General features: G+C 74.3%; 21 protein-coding genes. 12 read left to right on the top strand and 9 right to left on the bottom strand.

What is annotated here, in order from left to right:
* Positions 1 to 8 precede the first annotated feature (8 nt).
* The 3 genes from Pme01_RS08180 to Pme01_RS08170 form a co-directional block, all read right to left on the bottom strand.
* Positions 9 to 1,541, bottom strand: a complete 1,533-nt coding sequence (locus Pme01_RS08180) for a DNA polymerase Y family protein (RefSeq protein WP_239088079.1) — start codon at positions 1,539 to 1,541, stop codon at positions 9 to 11.
* A 6-nt stretch (positions 1,542 to 1,547) separates the two neighbouring features.
* Entirely contained in the window at positions 1,548 to 2,300 is a 753-nt protein-coding gene (gene imuA', locus Pme01_RS08175) for a DnaE2-dependent mutagenesis accessory factor ImuA' (protein WP_308441040.1), read from the bottom strand.
* A gap of 198 nt (positions 2,301 to 2,498) precedes the next feature.
* Positions 2,499 to 2,999: an SAV_6107 family HEPN domain-containing protein gene (locus Pme01_RS08170; RefSeq protein WP_168114980.1), complete on the bottom strand. Its 501-nt coding sequence runs from the start codon at positions 2,997 to 2,999 to the stop codon at positions 2,499 to 2,501.
* A gap of 436 nt (positions 3,000 to 3,435) precedes the next feature.
* Here Pme01_RS08170 and Pme01_RS08165 point away from each other — a divergent pair, with 436 nt between their 5' ends.
* Genes Pme01_RS08165 through Pme01_RS08135 form a run of 7 tightly spaced genes read left to right on the top strand, consistent with a single transcriptional unit; the run spans position 3,436 to position 9,624 of the window.
* On the top strand, positions 3,436 to 4,431 hold the full coding sequence (locus Pme01_RS08165) for an EamA family transporter (protein WP_203935494.1): 996 nt from the start codon (positions 3,436 to 3,438) through the stop codon (positions 4,429 to 4,431).
* Between the two features lie 50 nt (positions 4,432 to 4,481).
* Positions 4,482 to 4,970: a YbaK/EbsC family protein gene (locus Pme01_RS08160; protein WP_168114978.1), complete on the top strand. Its 489-nt coding sequence runs from the start codon at positions 4,482 to 4,484 to the stop codon at positions 4,968 to 4,970.
* On the top strand, positions 4,967 to 5,674 hold the full coding sequence (locus tag Pme01_RS08155) for a monooxygenase (protein ID WP_168114977.1): 708 nt from the start codon (positions 4,967 to 4,969) through the stop codon (positions 5,672 to 5,674). The genes Pme01_RS08160 and Pme01_RS08155 overlap by 4 nt, the downstream gene beginning before the upstream one ends.
* A complete protein-coding gene (locus Pme01_RS08150) occupies positions 5,671 to 6,225 on the top strand; it encodes a GNAT family N-acetyltransferase (RefSeq protein WP_168114976.1) in 555 nt (184 codons plus the stop codon). Before Pme01_RS08155 ends, Pme01_RS08150 begins: the two co-directional genes overlap by 4 nt.
* Positions 6,222 to 7,097, top strand: coding sequence for a carotenoid biosynthesis protein (locus Pme01_RS08145; RefSeq protein ID WP_168114975.1), 876 nt, complete (start codon positions 6,222 to 6,224; stop codon positions 7,095 to 7,097). Before Pme01_RS08150 ends, Pme01_RS08145 begins: the two co-directional genes overlap by 4 nt.
* Positions 7,098 to 7,156: 59 nt before the next feature.
* A complete protein-coding gene (locus Pme01_RS08140; RefSeq protein WP_168115090.1) occupies positions 7,157 to 8,149 on the top strand; it encodes a glycosyltransferase family 2 protein in 993 nt (330 codons plus the stop codon).
* The gene (locus Pme01_RS08135; protein WP_168114974.1) at positions 8,146 to 9,624 is read left to right on the top strand and encodes a phytoene desaturase family protein; all 1,479 of its coding nucleotides are present in this window, start codon (positions 8,146 to 8,148) and stop codon (positions 9,622 to 9,624) included. Before Pme01_RS08140 ends, Pme01_RS08135 begins: the two co-directional genes overlap by 4 nt.
* A gap of 17 nt (positions 9,625 to 9,641) precedes the next feature.
* Here the strand turns inward: Pme01_RS08135 and Pme01_RS08130 are convergent, their stop codons facing one another.
* Both Pme01_RS08130 and metF read right to left on the bottom strand, forming a co-directional pair.
* Positions 9,642 to 10,277 (bottom strand): CDP-alcohol phosphatidyltransferase family protein, encoded by a 636-nt coding sequence (locus Pme01_RS08130; RefSeq protein ID WP_168114973.1) that lies wholly within the window; start codon positions 10,275 to 10,277, stop codon positions 9,642 to 9,644.
* Positions 10,274 to 11,194, bottom strand: a complete 921-nt coding sequence (gene metF, locus Pme01_RS08125) for a methylenetetrahydrofolate reductase [NAD(P)H] (protein ID WP_168114972.1) — start codon at positions 11,192 to 11,194, stop codon at positions 10,274 to 10,276. Before metF ends, Pme01_RS08130 begins: the two co-directional genes overlap by 4 nt.
* A gap of 183 nt (positions 11,195 to 11,377) precedes the next feature.
* Here metF and Pme01_RS08120 point away from each other — a divergent pair, with 183 nt between their 5' ends.
* Positions 11,378 to 12,601 (top strand): helix-turn-helix domain-containing protein, encoded by a 1,224-nt coding sequence (locus tag Pme01_RS08120; protein ID WP_168114971.1) that lies wholly within the window; start codon positions 11,378 to 11,380, stop codon positions 12,599 to 12,601.
* Positions 12,602 to 12,625: 24 nt separating this feature from the next.
* Positions 12,626 to 13,684 (top strand): polyprenyl synthetase family protein, encoded by a 1,059-nt coding sequence (locus Pme01_RS08115; RefSeq protein ID WP_168115089.1) that lies wholly within the window; start codon positions 12,626 to 12,628, stop codon positions 13,682 to 13,684.
* 59 nt (positions 13,685 to 13,743) lie between these two features.
* On the opposite strand, the gene Pme01_RS08110 is transcribed toward Pme01_RS08115, so the two are convergent.
* The 4 genes from Pme01_RS08110 to Pme01_RS08095 all read right to left on the bottom strand — a co-directional run bounded on the left by Pme01_RS08110 (position 13,744) and on the right by Pme01_RS08095 (position 15,813).
* Positions 13,744 to 14,673 (bottom strand): type IV toxin-antitoxin system AbiEi family antitoxin domain-containing protein, encoded by a 930-nt coding sequence (locus tag Pme01_RS08110; protein WP_168114970.1) that lies wholly within the window; start codon positions 14,671 to 14,673, stop codon positions 13,744 to 13,746.
* Positions 14,674 to 14,812: 139 nt separating this feature from the next.
* Positions 14,813 to 15,124 carry a lycopene cyclase domain-containing protein gene (locus Pme01_RS08105; protein ID WP_168114969.1) on the bottom strand — a complete coding sequence of 104 codons (312 nt, stop codon included), beginning with the start codon at positions 15,122 to 15,124 and terminating at the stop codon, positions 14,813 to 14,815.
* Positions 15,121 to 15,453 (bottom strand): lycopene cyclase domain-containing protein, encoded by a 333-nt coding sequence (locus Pme01_RS08100; protein WP_168114968.1) that lies wholly within the window; start codon positions 15,451 to 15,453, stop codon positions 15,121 to 15,123. The genes Pme01_RS08105 and Pme01_RS08100 overlap by 4 nt, the downstream gene beginning before the upstream one ends.
* 12 nt (positions 15,454 to 15,465) lie before the next feature.
* The gene (locus Pme01_RS08095; RefSeq protein WP_203935493.1) at positions 15,466 to 15,813 is read right to left on the bottom strand and encodes an Rv2175c family DNA-binding protein; all 348 of its coding nucleotides are present in this window, start codon (positions 15,811 to 15,813) and stop codon (positions 15,466 to 15,468) included.
* A gap of 112 nt (positions 15,814 to 15,925) precedes the next feature.
* On the opposite strand from Pme01_RS08095, the gene Pme01_RS08090 reads away from it, so the two are divergent.
* From Pme01_RS08090 to Pme01_RS08080, 3 genes are all read left to right on the top strand, one after another.
* Positions 15,926 to 16,564 (top strand): hypothetical protein, encoded by a 639-nt coding sequence (locus Pme01_RS08090; protein ID WP_168114967.1) that lies wholly within the window; start codon positions 15,926 to 15,928, stop codon positions 16,562 to 16,564.
* Between the two features lie 62 nt (positions 16,565 to 16,626).
* Positions 16,627 to 18,618 (top strand): Stk1 family PASTA domain-containing Ser/Thr kinase, encoded by a 1,992-nt coding sequence (gene pknB / locus Pme01_RS08085; RefSeq protein WP_168114966.1) that lies wholly within the window; start codon positions 16,627 to 16,629, stop codon positions 18,616 to 18,618.
* Between the two features lie 23 nt (positions 18,619 to 18,641).
* Positions 18,642 to 19,496: a deoxyribonuclease IV gene (locus tag Pme01_RS08080; RefSeq protein ID WP_203935492.1), complete on the top strand. Its 855-nt coding sequence runs from the start codon at positions 18,642 to 18,644 to the stop codon at positions 19,494 to 19,496.
* The last annotated feature ends 24 nt before the right edge of the window (positions 19,497 to 19,520 follow it).

Below are 19,520 nucleotides of genomic sequence, written 5' to 3'. Positions count from 1 at the left end.
GGTCGCCCCTAGTCATAGACGGCCTCCAGGACCCATCGACCAGCCGACAGCGACAGCAGCAGGGCCTGGCCGTCGGCGAGCAGCATCTGGAACCGCACCCGGCGGTCGGACTCCTCCGGCGCCCACCAGCGCTCGTCGACCGGCCACGGGCCGGCCCAGCCCCACACCTGTACGGGCCGGGCGTTCCCGATGCCGACCAGTGCCGGGTCGCCGGTCACGGCCAGCCGGCCGGTGACCCCGACGGGTACGCCCTCAGCGGTGGTGACGCTCACGGACAGCGGCTCGGGCAGGACCGTCGCCGGGGCCGGCGCCGGCAACCTGCCCGGCCACGGCGGCACCTCGGGCCCGATAGCCGTACGCTCGTCGCCCCAGGGCAGCAGCCGGACCCGGTCGGCGGCCGAACGACCGCCCCTCAGCTCGGCGAGCACGACCGCCTCCGGCCCGAGCAGGCCCTGGACCCGGGTCAGGGCGCGGTGCGCCCGATCGCGCTCCTCCCCCGCCTCGCCCCACAGCCCGAGCTGCAGGCCGGCGTGCTCCACCACCCCTTCGGGCAGCAGCCGCAGCCGGGTCAGGCCCGCGGTCGGTACCGAGCGCCTTCCCGCCGTGGTCAGCCAGCCGTCGAGCTGCCAGCGCACCCGGTCGGCGATGCCCGCCGCGCTCAGCAGCCCGTCGTGCCGCCAGGTGCGGTACAGCTCCTCCCCGGCCACGGTGTGGGCCTCGATCCCCAGCCGGGTACAGGCCAGCCCGTGCCCGGCGAGGCGCTGGTACAGCCGCTCGGCGAGGGCCCGGGCGGCGAACGCGGCGGCGTCGACCCGGTCGACCGGCTCGTCGAACGCCTCCGTCACGTCGAGGTCGGGGGGCGGCTGCCGGGGAGCGAGCGGCTGCTCGTCCCGGCCGGCGGCGAACTGGTGGGCCAGCGCCGCGTCGAACCCGAACCGCGCGAGCACGTCGCCCGCGGGCAGCGCGGCGAAGTCGCCGAGGGTGTGGAGGCCCAGCCGGCGCAGCAGGTCGACCAGGGTGGGCCGGCCGAGGGCGGTGATGTCGAGACCGGCGAGGAAGGCTGTGGTACCGGCGGGCGGGACCAGCCGGCCGGCCCGCGCGGCCAGCGTGGCGGCGAACACGCCGTCGGCGATCCCGGCCTGCGCCTCAACGTCGCACACCTGCGCGACGTGTTCGACAAGTAGCTCCGCGACCTCCTCCTCGCCCCCGAAGTACCGGGCCGGACCGCGTACGGCGAGCGCGCAGACGCCGGGCCGGACGACCTCGACCCCGGCGGCCAACTCCTCGACGGCGGCCACCACCGGCTCGAACGCCCGGGTGTCGCGGGCGGCGTCGTGGTCGACGACGACCAGTTCGGGGCAGCGACCCTGCGCCTCACGCCGGCGCAGCCCGCGGCGTACCCCCTCGGTCCGGGCGGCCGGCGAGCAGGCGAGCACCCGGTTGGCGTGCATCACGGCCACCGGCCGGTGCGCGGGCACGCCCTCGACGATCTCGACGGCGATCACCGGCCAGTCCGGACACCACAGCACCAGCGTCCGCACGGCCGGTCACCCCGTCGCTTCAAGGGCTGCTTCGCCCTCATGCACGGCCGCCGGCGCGGTGGGCACCCCGCTTGTCCGGGATCGCTGGAGGGCTGGCCACCAGACCTCGGTGCGTCTGGGCGCGGAGGCGGCCCCGCGCCCGCGCGCCATGATGGTGAGCTGCCGGCAGCGCAGGCGGCCGCGGCCCCGCTCGAGCCCGTGCCACACCCCGCGTACCGCGTCGAAGGTGATGTCGGCGCCGTCCCACCGCCCGTACGAGACGAGCACGCTGCCCCGCTGCCGTGCCCGCGCCGCCAGCCGGCTGGCCACGGACGGGGCGATCGGACCGGGCGGGGCGGCGACCACGATGTCGACGCCGTCGAGCAGCGCGGCGACGACGGTGGTCCAGTCGGGGCCGGGATGGGGTACGAGAGCCAGCCGGTCGAGAGCGATGCCCGCCTCGGCGGCGGCGACCGCGCCGAGGGTGGGAACCCCGACGACGGCGCACCACGAGCCGGCGCCCGAGGCAGCCGCCAGCAGCGCCAGGACCAGGGAGGTGGCGCCGACGGATCGGACCGGACCGGCGCTCGGGCTGTCCGCGGCGGTGCCGCTGGTGGTGGCGACCGCGACCGTGGCGCCCCGGCGCAGCCCCCGGCCCGGCAGCAGCGCCCGCAACTCGGGCAGCACCGGCAGCAGGCGTTCACTGCCGAGCGCGCCGAGCGCGTGGTCGCTGGCCCGCCGGATCGTGCCGGTCAGCGCGGCCGCCCGTACGATCGCCAGCCCCTTGGCGGAACGGTCGCCCGCCGCCCGCCGGTCGTCCGACGCCCCCGGGACCGGCGCCGGCGTCTCCGGCCTCGGACCCTTCGGCGGTAAAACCGCCGGCGAAGTTCCTGTCGACAAGCCGACCACGCGGCTTCTCCCCCCGTTGCTGTTCCTACCCGGGCCCCCGGTCCGGGTGACAGAAGTTTCCGCGCGGCCTCAACTGGCCAGGCGGTCGCCGTTCAACAGGGGTTGGTAGGACAGGCCGAGCGACACTTCCACGACCGCGATGAACTGCTCGGCCGAACGGATCAGGTCGTCCGCCTCCCGCGCGGTCACCACCCGGGGGATGCCGGCCTCGGCGGCGGCCCGCTTCGAGGCTCCGGCGGCGAAGAAGGCGGCCCACTCGCTGAGCTCCGGCGCGACCATGACCACCAGCTCCCAGACGCTGGTGAGGCGACTGCGCCGGCCGGGTGCGGGGCGGGCCCGTGCGGCGAGCACGGCGGCGGCGGCGCGCAGCGCGGCCAGGTGCGCGGTGGCGTACCGCAGCCCCTCCTTGCGGGTCTCGGCCGCCTCCTCCAGGCCCTGCCGGGCCAACGAGATCAGCTCCCGTGGGGTTCGATGGGGAAGCGCATGCGCGGCGACGGGCAACTCCTGGCGCCCGTCCTGGGACGTGACGGACCTGGGGCCGGGAAGGTTCTTGGATCGGTTCGTCGGCATCAGGTCTCCCTCGGTGCGCATGGTCGTCGAGGCCGCTGCGGAGGAAGACGCAGCAGCGTGTGGGCCGGGCGTGGAGCTTCCCCACACCACGCCCGGCCAGCGGACCACCAACCGCCGCCCGGGGGTCGGGGGCGGCGGTTGGTGGTCCCGCCGTGAGGCCTGCCCGCGAGGACCGGGCCTCGAAGCGGTTCGCGAACCGCTTCCGGAAGGTGCGCCGCGAATCGCCCCTCCCGAACAGTCGAACGAATGTTCGAACTACAAGTACAGTACACCGGGGCGCCGACAAAAACTCAATGCTCCCGCAAGATTTTCGAACATTCGTTCGAGACAGCCTGATGGCCTGGCGAGCCGGCCATGTGATCTCCTGTACGCCGGTCGGTAGGCGCGAGTACGGAGGATGCCGGGTGCCCCACCCCATCGAGAGAACAGGGCGCTCGTGACGGCCCGCCCCGCGCTGGGGGCCGCCATGGTCGTCGCCTCCGGCGCCCTGTTCGCGGTCAACGGCACCGTCTCCAAGCTGGTCCTGCGCGCCGGACTGGACCCGATGCAACTGACCACGCTGCGGGCCACCGGCGCGTTCGCCGGGCTCCTCGTGCTGACCCTCGCGCTCCACCCCCGCCGGCTACGCTTCACCCGCCGCGAACTGCCGCTGCTGATCGGGTACGGCCTGGCCGGGTTCGCGTTCGTACCCCTGCTGTACTTCATCGCGATCAGCCGGCTGCCGGTCGGCATCGCGCTGCTGTTCGAGTACACCGCGCCGCTGCTGGTCGCGCTGTGGGCCAGATTCGGCCGGCGGCAGCCGGTACGCCGGCGGTTGTGGATCGGTCTGAGCCTGAGCCTCGCGGGCCTGGCCGGGGTCGCGGAGCTCTGGGGCGATCTGCGACTGGACCCGGTCGGCATCGCCGCAGGCCTCGGGGCCGCGACCCTCCTCGCCGTCTACTACCTGATCGGCGCGAACGGCGCGGCCCGCCGCGACCCGGTGTCGCTGACCTGTCTGGCGTTCGGCGCGGCGGCGGTCGCCGGCTCCGTCATCCGGCCGTGGTGGCGCTTCCCCGGCCACCTGCTCTCCGCCACCAGCGCCGGGCTGCCGGTCTGGCTGCTCTGCTGCTACGTGGTGATCCTCGGCTCGATCGCGCCGTACCTGCTCGTCACGGCGGCGCTGCGGCACCTGCCGCCGACCAGCGCCGGCATCGTCGGGATGGTCGAGCCGGTGTTCGCCGGCGGGGTCGCCTGGCTCGCCCTGGGCGAGGCTCTGACCCCGACCCAGCTGGCGGGCGCCGCGCTGATCCTCGCCGGCGTCGTGCTCGCCGAGACCGCCCGGACGACGGCGCCGGCGACCGCCCCGACCACCGCCGGGACCGCGCGGACGACCGCGACCGGAGCCCCCCGGCCGGCCGTACCCAACACCGTCCCCGAGCTACCGCCCACCTGAAGTCGTACGCGGACAGACGTTTACCGGCCCGATCGGCCAAGATGGACCCCATGCAGCTTCACCCCAACGCGCAGGCCGTGCAGGACGCGCTCGACTCGGCGGGCGCGCGCGACGCCGAGAACCAGCCGAGCGCGGTCCGGATCCTGCCCGACGCGGTGCACACGGCGGTGGCGGCCGCCGCGGCGCTGGGCGTAGCGGTCGGCCAGATCGCCAACTCCCTCATCTTCGACGCCGACGGCGAGGCGCTGCTCGTCCTGACCTCCGGCGCCCACCGGGTGGACACCGCGAAGGTCGCCGCCCTGATAGGCGTGCAGCGGCTACGCCGGGCCACCCCGGAGTTCGTCCGGCGCCACACCGGCCAGCCGATCGGCGGCGTGGCGCCGCTGGGCCACCCCAAACAGGTACGCACCCTCGTCGACACCGCGCTGAACGGCTACGACCAGGTGTGGGCGGCTGGCGGCATCCCGCACGCCGTCTTCCCCATCACGTACCCCGACCTGGTCCGCATCACGGCGGGGTCCCCGGCCGACGTGGCGTGAACAGCCTGGTGACCCTCCACGCCTGGCGGGTGCCACGCGGCGCGCTGCCCCGCGCGCTGTGGCGGATGGCCCTCGACCGGGGACGGCTGCGGCGTACTCCCGGAGTGTCGTTCGCGAAGCTGCTGGGTACGGGCCGTGACCTCCACTTCGGGCCGACCGGCGCGGACCCCGGCCGGTGGGCGGCCGTCATCGCGTGGGACGACGCGAGCGCGGCCGAGCGCTTCGACGACTCGCCGGTCGGCCGGGCGTGGGCCGAGTTCGCGACGGCGCGCTGCCGGCTGGCGCTGCGTCCGGTCACCAGCCGCGGCGCGTGGGCCGGCCGCTCCCCGTTCGAGGTCACCGATTCGCCACGCACCGACGGACCGGTCCTCGCGCTCACCCGCGCCCGGCTGCAGCCGGTACGGGCGGCGGCCTTCTGGCGCGCGATCCCGGACGTCGCGGCGACCCTGCCCGCCGCGCCGGGCCTGCTCGCCGCGTTCGGCATCGGCGAGGCCCCGCTGGGCTGGCAGGGCACGGTCAGCGTGTGGCGGGGCAGTGCGGACCTCGTAGGCTTCGCGTACGGTCCGTCGGCGCACCGGGCCGTGGTCGCCGCGACACCCCTGCGGCGCTGGTACGCCGAGGAGCTGTTCGCCCGCTTCTCGGTGCTCGACGTCGACGGGGACCGAGGCGTGCTCGGCTGGAACGGAAGGGACGACCGGCGATGAGGCTCGTGGCCTGGCAGCCCGATGACCTGGTGCGCCGCCTCGACGACGTGATCGAGGTGTACGGCGCCGCCATGGGATACCACGCCGCCCTGCTACAGACCCGCCGCGGGTACGTGGCGGCGCACGCCGGCCGGCCCGGTTTCCGGGCGGTCGCCACCACCGGCGACGACGGCTCGCTACTCGGCTTCGGGTACGGGTACACGTCCACGCCCGGCCAGTGGTGGCACGACCAGATCAGGGCGTCGCTGCGCCGCGACGACGGCAAGTCCTGGATGTCGGACTGCTTCGAACTGGTGGAGCTGCACGTACGCCCCGGCGCCCAGGGCCACGGCATCGGCCAGCGGCAACTGCGCGCACTGCTGTCGTCCGTACCCCACCGCACCGTCCTGCTCTCGACCCCCGAGGCCGACGAGGACACGTCCCGCGCCTGGCGGCTGTACCGCCGCTTCGGCTTCGTCGACGTGCTGCGCAACTTCTACTTTCCCGGCGACGACCGCGCCTTCGGCATCCTGGGCCGCACCCTGCCGCTGCCCGCGCGCGTTCCGGCGTGAGCGCGCGGCCCCGGCCGGGCGCGGCGAGCTGGGCCGGGCTCGCGGCCGTGGTGCTGGCCGAGATCGGGTACCCGCTGGCCGACGGCGCGACCCGGACCCGCCTGACCGTCCTCACCGTGCTGCTCGGCTGCGCCGTCTCGGTCGCCCACGCCGCGACCAGCCGGGGCTGGCGGGCCGCGGCCGTGCTGGTCGGAGTCGCCGGGGGCGGCGGGCTGGCCGTCGAGGCGCTCGGGGTGGCGACGGGGGTGCCGTTCGGCTCGTACGGGTATTCGGCGGCGCTCGGCCCGAGCGCGCTCGGCGTGCCGCTGGTGATCCCGCTCGCCTGGACCTGGATGGCGTGGCCGGCCTGGCTGGTGGCGGGGCGGCTGGCACCCGGGGCCGCCCAGGTACCGGTGGCCGGTCTCGCCCTGGCCGCGTGGGACCTGTTCCTCGACCCGCAGATGGTGGCCGAGGGGTACTGGACCTGGCGCGCTCCCCGGCCGGCGCTGCCGGGGGTACCCGACATCCCGATCTCCAACTACCTGGGCTGGCTGCTCGTCGCGATCGCCCTGATGGCGTTGCTCGCGGCTGTACCCGACGCCCGCCGGCCGGGACCCGACGGCCCGATGTACGCGCTGTACCTGTGGACCTACGCCTCCGGAGTACTGGCGCACGCGGTGTTCCTGCACCTGCCGGCGTCGGCGGTGTGGGGCGGCCTGGGCATGGCGCCCGTCGCGGTACCGCTCGCGGTGGTGCTGTGGCGCTGTGGCGCTCGCGACCGCAAAGATCGCCACAACGTCCGCATCGGAGGTCGTGGTGATGGGAGCCCCTTGAGGCCACGACTTCCCGGACGTCGTGCCGACCAGAGCAACGAGCAGCGGGTGGCGCCGTGATCGGCTGGATCGCCGCCGGCGCCGTCGCCGCGCTGACCGTCCACGCGGGCGTCAATGCCATGCTGCTGCGCCGCCCGCCGGCCCGGCCGCCCGCCACCGACCGGCGCGTCGCGGTCCTGCTGCCGCTGCGCGACGAGGCGCACCGCGTGGAGCCGTGCCTGCGCGCGCTGCTGGCCCAGCGGGGCGTGCCGAACCTGCAGATCCTCGTCCTCGACGACGGCTCGACCGACGGCACCGCCGACCTCGTGCGGTCCATCGCCGGGGACGGCGCGAGACTGCTCACCGGCGCGCCGCTCCCGGCCGGTTGGCTGGGCAAACCGTACGCGTGCAGCCAGCTCGCCGCCGAAGCCGACGCCGACATCCTCGTATTCGTCGACGCCGACGTGGTGCTCGCCCCGCACGCCGTGGCCGCCGCCGTCGCGCTGCTGGACGAGGTGGACCTGATCTCCCCGTACCCGAAGATCATTGGCCAGCGACTGGTGCAGCCGTTGCTCCAGTGGTCCTGGCTGACCTTCCTGCCGCTGCGCGCGATGGAGCGGTCACGGCGGCCGTCGCTGGCGGCCGCCGGCGGGCAGTTCCTCGCCGTCAAGGCCGACGCGTACGCGAAAGCCGGTGGCCACGCGGCCGTGCGGGACCGGGTCCTCGAGGACATCGAACTGGCCCGCGCGGTCAAGCGGGCCGGCGGGCGGATCGCGCTGGCCGACGGGTCGGCGCTCGCGACCTGCCGGATGTACGCCTCGTGGCGGGAGCTGGTCGACGGGTACGGCAAGTCGCTGTGGGCCTCGTTCGGCTCGCCGGCCGGCGCGGTCGCGGTCGTGACGCTGCTGGTCGCCCTGTACCTGCTGCCGCTCGCGGCGGGGCCGGCCGGGCTGGCCTGCTACCTCGCCGGGGTGGCCGGCCGGGCGGTGACCGCCCGCGCCACCGGGAGCCGGTGGTTCCCGGACGCGCTGGCCCACCCCGTCTCGATCGCGGTGTTCGCGCTGCTGGTCGCGGTCTCGTTCCGGCGCCGTCACCGAGGCGAGCTGAGCTGGAAGGGCCGGCCGGTCGAGTGAGCGAGGTGGTGGTGATCGGCGCCGGGGTCGGCGGCCTGTCGGCCGCGGTCCGGCTCGCCACGGCCGGGCACCGGGTCACCGTGTACGAACGCGCCGGTACCGTCGGCGGCAAGCTCGGCCGGCACGTCCGCTCCACGCCCGCCGGCAGCTTCCGCTTCGACACCGGCCCGAGCCTGCTCACCCTCCCCCACGTCGTCTCCGACCTGCTGGGCGACGACCTGTCCGGGCACCTGGTGGAGCTCGACCCGATCGTGCGGCACCGGTTCCCCGACGGCACCGTGCTCGACTCGTGCGCCGACCAGGCGACGTTCACGTCCCGGATCGCCGAGGCCTTCGGGGAACGGTCGGCCGACGAGTGGCGGCGGCTGTGGCGGCGCGCCGAGCGGGTGTGGCAGACGTCCTGGCGGCACGTGCTCAGCGCGCCGGCCCGCTCGACCCTCGGTCTGTCCACACTGGCCTGGCGGGCCGGTGACCTGGCCGCGATCGGGCCGGGGCAGAACATCCGGAGCGTGGGCCGCCGGTACCTGTCCGACCCCCGGATGCGTACCCTCCTCGACCGGTACGCCACCTACGCCGGCGCCGACCCCCGGCGGGCGCCGGCCGCGCTGCTGGCCGTCCCGTACGCCGAGCTGCGCTACGGCGGCTGGTACCTGCGGGGCGGGCTGGGAACCCTCGCCGACGCGTTGCTGGCCCGGTGCGACGCCCTCGGGGTACGGGTCCGTACCGGCACCCGCGTGGTGGAGATCGAGGCCGCCGGCGGGCGGGTGCACGGGGTACGGCTGGCCGACGGCGCGCTGGTCCGCGCCGACGTCGTGGTGGCCAACGCCGACGCCCTCGAGGTGTACCGCGACCTGCTGCCCGACCGGCGCCGGGCGGCCCGCCTGCGGGAGCGCAGCCTCGCCGGCTTCGTTCTGCTGCTCGGCGTGCGTGGCCGTACCCCCGGGCTGGCCCACCACACGGTGCTGTTCCCCACCGACTACGACGCCGAGTTCGACGACGTCTTCGGCCGGCCGCGCGACGGCATGGTGGCCCGGCCGGCCCGCGACCCGGCCGTCTACGTCACGGTCGCCGACGACCCGCTGGTCCGCCCGGACGGCCACGAGGCGTGGTTCGTCCTGGTCAACGCGCCGCCGCACGGCGACAACGCGGCCGGCGTCGACTGGGCCAGCTCGTCGACCGCGCACGGGTATGCCGACCGGATCCTCGACGTGCTGGCCGCCCGCGGCGTGGAGGTGCGCGACCGGGTGCTGTTCCGGGACGTGCTCACCCCGGCCGACCTGCAACTGACGACCGCGTCCCCGGGCGGGGCGATCTACGGTACGCCCGCGCACGGCCTCAGCGGGCTGCGCCGGCCCGGCAACCGGGGGCCGGTCCGGGGGCTGTTCCTGGTCGGCGGGTCGGTACACCCCGGTGGCGGGCTGCCGATGGTGATGCTGTCGGCGAAGATCGTGGCCGACCAGATCGGCTCAGCGTAGTTGTCGCGCCGACCGGCTCAGCGCAGCCTCGCGCGGACCGCGACCAGAAGCTGGCCGAGGCCGACGGCTGCCAGCACCGTCCACACCCCGACGACGACAGTCACCGCCCCCGGCGGCGCGAACGCCGCCACGACCAGGCCCGCCACGGCGAAGATGACGCGCGTCGGCCGCTCGGCGACGGTCACCACCCCGACCTCGCTCATGCCCGCGACCGCGGCCCGCGCCCGCACGTACTCGTGCAGCCAGGACAGGCCACCGCAGCAGAGCAGCAACCAGCCGGGCGCGCCGAGCAGCCACAGCGCCACCAGCCAGCACGCCTCGCTGACCCGGTCGGCCAGCGAGTCGTAGACGTAGCCGGCGCGCGACGCCCGGCCGGTGAGCACCGCGACGGCGCCGTCGACCGAGTCGGCGACGGCCGACAGCGCGACCAGCGCCGCCGCCAGCAGCGGCAGCCGCGCGGCGACCGGTACGCCCAGCGACAACGCCACCCCGACCCCGGTGACCACGGCCGGGGTGGCCCCGCCGCGCACGGCGATGCGAGCCACCGTGTACGCGAACCGCAGCCATCCCCGCACGAACACCGACCCGGTCCGGGGGTCGTACCCGCCGTGCAGCTCGCGCCAGGCGAGCGCGTACTCGTCCCAGGTCTTCATCGAGCGGCGGTGTGCACCCCGAGGTTCTGCCACACCTCGCGGGTGGCCGTCGACCGGTTGAGGGTGATGAAGTGGATGCCCGGCGCGCCCTCGGCGAGCAGCCGATCGGACAGCTCGGTCGCCACCTCGACGCCGATCTCCCGTACCGCGGCGGGGTCGTCGGCGACGGCCCGCAGCCGCGCCGCGAGATCGGCCGGGAAGGCGGCGCCGGAGAGCTGCGCCATCTTCTCGATCTGCTTGACGTTCGTCACGGGCATGACGCCGGCGATGATCGGCACGTCGCAGCCACGCGCGGCCACCCCGTCGCGCAGCCGGGCCCAGTCCTCCCAGCGGAAGAAGAACTGCGTGATGGCGAAGTCGGCGCCGGCGCGGCACTTGCGGACGAAGTAGTCCACGTCGGTGTCGAGGTCGGGCGAGCGCGGGTGCTTCTCGGGGAACGCGGCCACCCCGACGCAGAAGTCGCCGCTGCGGCGTACCAGTTCGACCAGCTCGCTGGCGTAGTGCAGGCCGTCGGGGTGTGCCACCCACTCCGCCTGCGGGTCGCCGGGCGGGTCGCCGCGCAGCACCAGCACGTTGTGGATGCCGACCTCGGCGTAGTTGCCGATGACGCGGCGCAGCTCCGCCACCGAGTGGTTCACCGCGGTGAGGTGCGCCATCGGCAGCAGGGTGGTCTCGGTTGCGATCCGTTCGGTCACCGAGATCGTGGTGTCGCGGGTCGAGCCGCCGGCTCCGTACGTGATCGACACGAACGACGGCCGCAGCGACTCCAGCTCGCGGATCGCCTGCCAGAGCAGCCGCTCGCCGTCGGCGGTCTTCGGCGGGAAGAACTCGAAGGAGAACGTGGGACCGGACGAACGCACCAGGTCCCCGATCGACGGCCTGTCGTCGGGCATCACCGATGGAAGTCCGAGTGCCACGGCTGGGACTGTACCCAGCTGACGGGAGATTCGCCCCGGTTGTCCCGACAGTTGGCGTGGTGATCTGTACCGCTGTTCTCCCGTCCCGATTCGTCAGACCCCTGCGGTACCACTGTCACCACGGGGGTCTGTGCAGGCAGGGGGTCGCGACCAGGCAGGTGTCACAGATACGGAGGTTGGTCGATGGCACCGTCGCGACAGGAGTCGATCGGGTCGTTGCTCACTCGGGTGCGGGCGGCGTACGGCTGGTCGCAGCCTCGGCTGGCCGAGCTGCTGTGCGCGGCGTCCGGCGTGCCGACCCTGACCCGACATGAGATCTCCCGCTGGGAGCGCGAGGAGCGCATCCCGAGTCAGCGGTGGCTGCGCTGGCTCTCGCTCGTGCTCGGCGTACCGCTCGACGACCTGGAGCGGGCCACCACCGTCGCCCGGCTACGGCGCGGAGACCTGCTCGGCTCTCCGCCCCCGCTCACCGGGCCCGATCCCGGAGCGCTCGACCTGGCCTCGCGGGTGGCGACACTGCGGCGGATGGACGATCTCGTCGGCGGCGCCGACCTGACCAGGTTGACCGGCCGGGAGCTGGCGGCCGCACTCCGCCTGCTCCGCCCGGGCGGGTCGACCGACCGGCAGCGGCGCCGTCTGCTGCCGACCGTCGCCGAGCTGGCCCAGCTCGCGTGCTGGGTGGCCGCCGACGCGGGTGCGCCCGGCCCGGCCCGGCGCGCACACCGGATCGGCGTCGCGGCGGCGACCGCGGCCGATCAGTACGTCCTGCTGGGTCACCTGCTCGCCACCCGCGGCCACCTCGACACCGATCCGGCGCGAGGGCTGGCGCTCGTGCAGCGGGGGTACCGGATCGCCCACCCCACGGCCCCGGCCACCGCCCGCGCCCTGCTGCTGCACCGGGTGGCGTTCGCGGCGGCGCGGTGCGGCCAGTACCGGGCGTGCGAGCAGGCCCTCGCCGGCGCCGAACGGGCCTTCGAGCGGCGCGCCCCGGAGCGCGACCCGTCCTGGCTGTACTGGCTCAACGAGGCCGAGCTGACCGCGATGACCGGCCGCTGCTACGCCGCGGTGGGCCGGCCCCGGTTGGCCGAGCCGCTGCTGCGCGCCGCGCTGGCCGACGGGCGGATCCGGTTGCGCGCGTGGGCGCTGTACGCGGCCTGGCTCGCCGGCTCGCAGCTCGACACCGGTGAGGTGGAAGAGGCCTGCGCGACCGTACGGGCGGCGCTGATCGTCACGGTGCGCGTCGGCTCGGTCCGCGCCCTGTGCCGGATCACCGCCCTGCATCCGCGCCTTCGCGAACTGGGGTCGGTGCCGGCCGTCCGGGACTACGTCGAGCTGTACCGGACCGCCGTCCCGTACCTCCCGCGGGGCGTGGGGGGCGCCGCCGACGCGCCCACCGGGTACGGCTAGGTTCACCTCGTGGCGGCGTCTGTGTTGGACCGGGCAGGTCTGCGTACTCGGGTCGACAACGCCCTCGCGGCATTCCTGGCCTCCAGGCGCGACCAGCTCGCCGGCATCGACCAGCCGGCCCTGCTGCCGGTCGCCGACGCCATCGAGCGGTTCGTGCTGCGCGGCGGCAAGCGGCTGCGCCCGGCGTTCGCCTACTGGGGCTACCGGGCCGCCGGCGGGGTCGACCGCGACGAGATCGTGGCCGGTGCGGCGGCGCTGGAGTTCGTACAGGCCAGCGCCCTGATCCACGACGACGTGATGGACGGCTCGGATACCCGCCGGGGCGAGCCGGCCATGCACCGGCAGTTCGAGTCGCTGCACCGGGAGTCGAAGTGGATGGGCGAGCCCGCCGACTTCGGTACCGCCTCCGCGATCCTGCTCGGCGACCTCTGCCTGGTGTGGTCGGACGCCCTGCTGCACGGCAGCGGCCTCGACCCGGCGACGCTGGCCCGGGCCCGGCGGGTCTTCGACGACATGCGCACCGAGGTCACGGTCGGGCAGTACCTCGACATCCACACCCAGGTCACCGGTGACACCTCACTGTCGCGGGCCGGCCTGGTCGCGCGGTACAAGTCGGCGAAGTACACGGTCGAACGGCCGCTGCTGCTCGGCGCCGCCTTCGCCGACGCTCCCGAGGAGGTCTTCCGGGCGTACTCGGCGTTCGGCCTGCCCCTGGGCGAGGCGTTCCAGCTGCGCGACGACGTGCTCGGCGTGTTCGGCGACCCGGCCGTCACCGGCAAGCCGGCCGGCGACGACCTGCGCGAGGGCAAGCGCACCTACCTGGTGGCGGCGGCCTTCGACGCGGCCGACGAGGCGGCGGCGCGGCAGTTGCACGAGGGGCTGGGCGACCCGGACCTCGACGAGGCCGGGATCCGCCAGGCGCGCAAGATCATCACCGCGACCGGCGCCCTGGCGCGCACCGAGGAGCGCATCGCCGAGCTGACCGCGTCGGCCCTTGCCGCGCTCGACTCCGTGGAGCTCGACCCCGAGGGCGCCGAGGCGCTGAGGCAGCTCGCCGCGGCCGCCACCCGCCGACTGACCTGATCGGGTAGCCCGTGATCACCGAGACTTTTGCACGCCATAACGACACCAAGTCTCGGTGATCACGGTTCGCCGGGCGCTGGGCAGCCGGGTTGGCAGGGGCGCGGCGCGCCGCGCCACCCGGCGGCGCGGAGCGCCGTGGCGACCTGGACGGCCACCGCGCACGGCTGACCGGCGACATCGGCCCAGCCGTAGCGCAGCACGCGCCGGCCCTGAAGCACCGACACGTTGTCGCGGCGCATGTCCCGCCACCGTGCCTCGTCGGGGTGCGCCGCCCGACCGTCGAGCTCGACGACCACTCCGAACGGGACATACCGCACGTCGTCGTAGAACCGGCCACCTGGACGGGTGACCGCGCACTGACGGCTGCCGCGCGGCAGTCCGTGCGCGCGTTCCACGTCCCGCAGGTAGCGAAGCTCCAGCGACGACTGCGCCCCGCCACCCACATCGCCCAGGGCGGCCAGCACCTCCGCCCGCCACCGCAGCTTCTTACGCGCCTCGATCGCGGCGATCAGCCGCTCCGGCCGGGTCAGCCGGCGACCGCACGCCTTCGCGATCAGGCCCAACGCCTGTTCCAGCGAGTGCGAGGTCTGGACCAGGTCGACGACGGTCTCCTCGACCCGCGTCTGTGGCGGCAACCGGAGCGGGTGCCGAGCCTCCTCCGCACGACCGGACTGGTGGACGACCACACCGGGAATCGGCGAGAGCTCCCGCCGGGTCGGCACGGTCACGTGGATCAGTTCGTCCGGCTCGTCGACCAGGCCGATCAGCTCCGCCGACGATCCGTGACTGAGCATGGCGCCCGGTCCGGCACGCAACACGGCGGCCCACAGCAGGCACTTCCGCGGAACCGGGCCGCTGAAGGTCGCGTACACCGAACGGAAGATCCGTTGCCACCGGCCGGTCCGCAGGTGCTGCCGGATGGCACTGCGGGTCACTCCTGCCGCGAGCGCCTGTGCACGGGTCACCACACCACACTGCTCATCGAGCATCACGCAAGCGTGACGGCGCGCCTGTCACCGGCGCCAGGGTGAGCTTGCGGCTGTGGAAAACCCCCACTTCCCATGATCACCGAGACTTTGTGTCGCTATGGCGTGCACAACTCTCGGTGATCATGGGAAAGGGAGGTGATCATGGGGTAGGAGCGGAGCCGGAGCGGCGGCCCAGCCAGACCCAGACCGACAGGGTCGTCAGTACCAGGGCGAAGCCGAACGCGAGGTCCTCCACCGGCGCGTACGCGATCCGCAGGCCCAGGATCGCGTCCGGGTTGTAGCGCACCACCCCGAAGCCGGTCAGCACGCCGTTGGACAGCAGTTGGAACCCGAAGATGATCGGGTACGTGGCCCAGAACGTCAGCCCGGCGACCAGCCGGGTCCGCAGCAGCGCGACGTCGACGGCGAGGGCCCCGAGCACACCGAGTACCGCGGCGACCGTGTACGTCACCGCCGGTCTCCACGACCCACGCGGGCCAGCACGGTGCGGACGGCTTCGAAGCCGAGGACCGCGCAGACCGGTACCACCACGAAGAAGAGCAGCTCTTCCAACGGCAGGCCGCCCGGCAGCAGTACCCCGGTCATCTGAGCGGGATCGAAGGTCCAGTGACCGGCGGCGATCGCCGCCAGATCCCACGCCGTGAACACGACGACGACCGGCAGCAGCGTCAGCAGGAGCCGCCGCCACCGGCGCAGCACACCGACCCGAAGGATCGGCTCCAGCCACAGCGCCCCGGCCAGGCAGCCGAGCAGGACCGCGAGGTACAGAAGATGCCGCACGGCAGACGCCGGTCAGAACCCCAGCGCCTGCGCCCGGCGCTTGACCTCGGTCGCCTGATGCCCCGACAACGCCACCGCAGGAGTACCCGGAAGGGACTCATCGGGCGTGAACAGCCACCGAATTGCCTCTTCGTCGTTGTACCCAGCGTCACGCAGCAAGGTCAGAATGCCGGGGAGGTGCTTGAGCACCGTGTCGCCAGCCACCAGTTCCGCGGGCACGCGCAGTACGCCGTCGCGGCGCACCGCGATCAGTTCGTTGTCCCGCAGTTTCTGGTGCACCTGGGAGATCCCGAGGTCCAGGCGCTCAGCAATGTCGGGAAGCGTCAGCCATTCGGCGGGCTGCTCGGCGTCGTCGGTCACCTCCTCACCCTGCCATGGCGCCCACCGGCAGATCCAACTGACCCGCGACTGACCACCCGCATGATCCACGAAACCACGACCCGCGAGTGACGGTACGGAAAGGGACAGCGTCGTGAAGCCCTGGGAGACGATGCGCCGGGAGGTCCTCGGCGCATGGCGCTCGATCCGTTACGACCTCGACCGTCGGCCCGGCGCCGACGGCGAACCCGACGCGGCGGCCCATCGGGACCGGCCGGGCGACGGGGCGAGCCTCGACCTCCGGCCCCGACCGGTGACGACCGCCGACGAGGACTGGTACAGCGAGCCGCTGCCCGAGCGGGTGAGCATCTGGGCACCGCTGAAGGACCCGCGCCGGGTGCTGGCCACCGGCGCCGTGGCGAGCGTGATCGCCGCGTCCGCCACCGGCACCTTCTTCGCCGTCACCGGCGGCCTCGGCATTCTCCTGGCCGACGCCAACGCCGGCGTGCCGGTACCGGAGCGGGCCCCGGCCACCGCGACGCAGGCGGGAGCCTCCTCGCCGGCGTCGCGCCAGCACCGCGCCGCGCCGCCCGCCAGGCCCCAGGCCGCCGTGGCGTCCCGCCCGTCGGCGACGCCCGCCGCCCGCCCGGCCGGCCCCGCGGAACCGGTTCCGTCGGTCGTGGTGACCACGTCCCCGCCGTCGCGCAGCCCGGTACCCGAGGCAACGCCATCGGCCTCGACCAGCCACAGCGCGTCACCGTCCGCGGCGCCCTCAGCCTCGCCGACGCCGTAGATTCACCGATCCGGCACGACTCGCGCTACGTCAGCGGTTCATCCGCCGTACACTCGCTGCCGATGGACACGACAGTCGCCGACAATCTCATCGGGGCGCTCATCGACGGACGCTACCGCGTTCGCGCGCGGGTCGCACGCGGCGGGATGGCGACCGTCTACACGGCCGTGGACGAACGGCTGGAGCGTACCGTCGCCCTGAAGATCATCCACCCGACCCAGGCCAACGAGCCGCGGTTCCTCGAACGGTTCACCGACGAGGCGAAGGTGATCGCCCGGCTGACCCACCCCAACGTGGTCGCCGTGTACGACCAGGGCACCCACGAGGGCCTGCCGTACCTGGTGCTGGAGTACGTGCGCGGCCGGACGCTGCGCGAACTGCTGGCCGACAAGCGGCGGCTGGCGCCGGCCGACGCGCTCGCGATCATGGAGCAGATGCTCGCCGCGATCGCCGCCGCGCACCGCGCCGGCCTGGTGCACCGCGACGTCAAGCCGGAGAACGTCCTCGTCGCCGAGGCCCCCAACCACAACCTGCTCGACGCCGTGGTGAAGGTCGCCGACTTCGGCCTGGCCCGCGCGGTGGAGGAGGCCAGCGTGGACGCCCCGACGAGCGGCGGGCAACTGCTCGCGACCGTGGCGTACGTGGCGCCGGAGCTGGTCACCGACGGGCACGCCGACGCGCGCGCGGACGTGTACTCCGCCGGCGTCGTGCTGTTCGAGATGCTCACCGGCCGGGTGCCGTACGAGGCCGAGCGGCCCGTCGAGGTCGCCTGGCAGCACGTCGACCGGGACATCCCGCCGCCGTCGCGGTACGTGCCCAGCCTCCCGCCCGTCGTCGACGACCTGGTCACGCGGGCGACCCGCCGGGACCCCGACGTGCGCCCGAGCGACGCCGGCACGCTGCTGACCGAGGTGCAGGACGCCCGCGACGAGATCGGTACGGTCACCGCGCCGGCCCGGTTCCGGGCCGACGCCGCCCCGACGGTGGTGGTGCCGCGGTACGACAACGACGCCACGGTCACCATGCACAGCGCGGTGCGCCCGCCGGCGGTACCCCCGGAGCGACCGGCCTGGTCCAAGCTGCCGGCCACCCACCCCCGTCCGCGCGATCCCCGGCCGTACATCGCCGACCCCGCGCCGTCCGGTGGCGGTCTCAAGGGGCTCAAGGAGCGGGTTCTCGGCAGCCCGCGCGGACGGCTGTCGGTCGCGGCCGCCCTGGCGGTCCTCGGCCTGCTGGTGGTGATCGGCGGCTGGTGGTTCGGGGTGGGCCGGTTCACCACCGCCCCCGACCTGGTGGGCGTACAGAAGGCGCAGGTGGCCGGGCTCGTCGAGCAGAGCGGACTGACCGTGCGCTTCGACTCCGGCCGCTTCGACGAGAAGATCGCCAAGGACACCGTGCTGGTACAGAACCCGAAGGCCGGCCAGCGGGTCGTCTCCGGTAGCACGGTCACGGTGACGCTGTCTCTGGGGCCCGAGCGCTACCAGATGCCCGACGAGGCCGGCAAGGACGCGACGCTGGCCACGGCCGAGTTGGCCTCGCTCAAGCTGAGTGTCCAGGTCGTCCAGGTGTTCGACGACCTGGTGCCGGCCGGCTCGGTGGTGAGCAGCGACCCACCGGCCGGGACGTCGGTGAAGCCGGGTACGAAGGTGGTGCTCAAGGTCAGCAAGGGCCGGGCGCCGGTGACCGTGCCGAGCGTGGTCGGCCAGCCGCTCGACCAGGCGCAGGCGACGCTGGCCGGGCTGGGCCTCAAGGTCACGGTCAAGCAGCAGGACAACAACAAGCCGGCCAACACCGTCCTGGCGCAGGATCCCGGCGACGGCGCCGGTGTGGAGCCGGGCGCGACCATCACGCTGACCGTGAGCAAGGGGCCGGCCGCCGTCGCCGTGCCCAACGTGGTCGGCCGCAGCGTTGACGAGGCGCGGCAGATCCTCGCGCAGGTGGGCTTGCAGGCGCAGATCATCTTGCAGGCCGGTAACACGGTCCGGGCCCAGAACCCTCCGGCGGGGCAGCAGGTGCCGCCGGGTACGGCGATCGGACTCTGGTGCTTCGGATAGATCCGGATCCGGGGCACCGCCCCGTGATCGGCGGTCACGCCACGGTCGCGGGTGGGCTGGCCAAGGGCGGGCTGCGCTACCTCGATCGCAGCGAGGCCGCGGCGGTACAGGTGTACGTGTCCAACCCCCGCGGCTGGGCCCTCGCGACCGGCGACCCGCGCCAGGACGAGGCCTTCGCCGGCGGCTGCGTCGACCGTGGGGTGGTCTCCTACGTGCACGCGTCGCTGCTGGTCAACCTCGGCTCCCCGACCTCGGCCACGGTCGAGCGGTCGGCGGCGACCCTGGAGCACGCCCTGCGCCGCGCGGCGGCCATCGGCGCCCGGGGTGTCGTCTTCCACGCCGGCAGCGCGGTGGACGCCGGGCACGCCGAAAAGGCCATGATCCAGGTACGGGAGGCGCTGCTGCCGCTGCTCGACCTGGCCGCCGCGGAAGGGCTGCCGAAGCTTCTCGTTGAGCCGAGCGCGGGCGGCGGGCGGTCCCTGGCGGCACGGGTGGAGGACCTGGGCCCGTACCTGGACGCCGTCGACCGTCATCCGTGGCTGGGTACCTGCTTCGACACCTGCCACGCCTGGGCGGCCGGGCACGACCTGGCCGCGCCTGGCGGCATGACCGCCACGCTGGACGCGCTGGTGGGCGCCGTGGGCGCGGACCGGCTGTGGCTGGTACACGCCAACGACTCCAAGGACGCCTGCGGCTCCACCCGGGACCGGCACGAGTCCGTGGGCAAGGGGACGATCGGAGCGGCGCCGTTCGCGGAGCTGCTGGCGCATCCGGCGGCCCGGGGCGTACCCCTGATCGTCGAGACCCCCAACGACGACGGTGCCGGTCACCCGGCGGACATCGCGCTGCTCAGATCCCTGGCGCCCCACTCCTCATGATCACGGCCCGTACGGGAGAGCGGG

The sequence above is a fragment of the Planosporangium mesophilum genome (assembly GCF_016863255.1).
GTDB lineage: Bacteria > Actinomycetota > Actinomycetes > Mycobacteriales > Micromonosporaceae > Planosporangium > Planosporangium mesophilum.
This window is presented reverse-complemented; position numbering and strand designations above follow the sequence as displayed.

What these genes read in the sequence shown, in the direction of transcription:
- Pme01_RS08170 (WP_168114980.1), bottom strand. Translation starts at nt 2,999, where the DNA reads ATGCCGACGAACCGATCCAAGAACCTTCCCGGCCCCAGGTCCGTCACG.
- Pme01_RS08140 (WP_168115090.1), top strand. Translation starts at nt 7,157, where the DNA reads ATGCTGCTGCGCCGCCCGCCGGCCCGGCCGCCCGCCACCGACCGGCGC.
- pknB (WP_168114966.1), top strand. Translation starts at nt 16,627, where the DNA reads ATGGACACGACAGTCGCCGACAATCTCATCGGGGCGCTCATCGACGGA.
- Pme01_RS08150 (WP_168114976.1), top strand. Translation starts at nt 5,671, where the DNA reads ATGAGGCTCGTGGCCTGGCAGCCCGATGACCTGGTGCGCCGCCTCGAC.
- Pme01_RS08110 (WP_168114970.1), bottom strand. Translation starts at nt 14,673, where the DNA reads ATGCTCGATGAGCAGTGTGGTGTGGTGACCCGTGCACAGGCGCTCGCG.
- Pme01_RS08130 (WP_168114973.1), bottom strand. Translation starts at nt 10,277, where the DNA reads ATGAAGACCTGGGACGAGTACGCGCTCGCCTGGCGCGAGCTGCACGGC.
- Pme01_RS08160 (WP_168114978.1), top strand. Translation starts at nt 4,482, where the DNA reads ATGCAGCTTCACCCCAACGCGCAGGCCGTGCAGGACGCGCTCGACTCG.
- Pme01_RS08120 (WP_168114971.1), top strand. Translation starts at nt 11,378, where the DNA reads ATGGCACCGTCGCGACAGGAGTCGATCGGGTCGTTGCTCACTCGGGTG.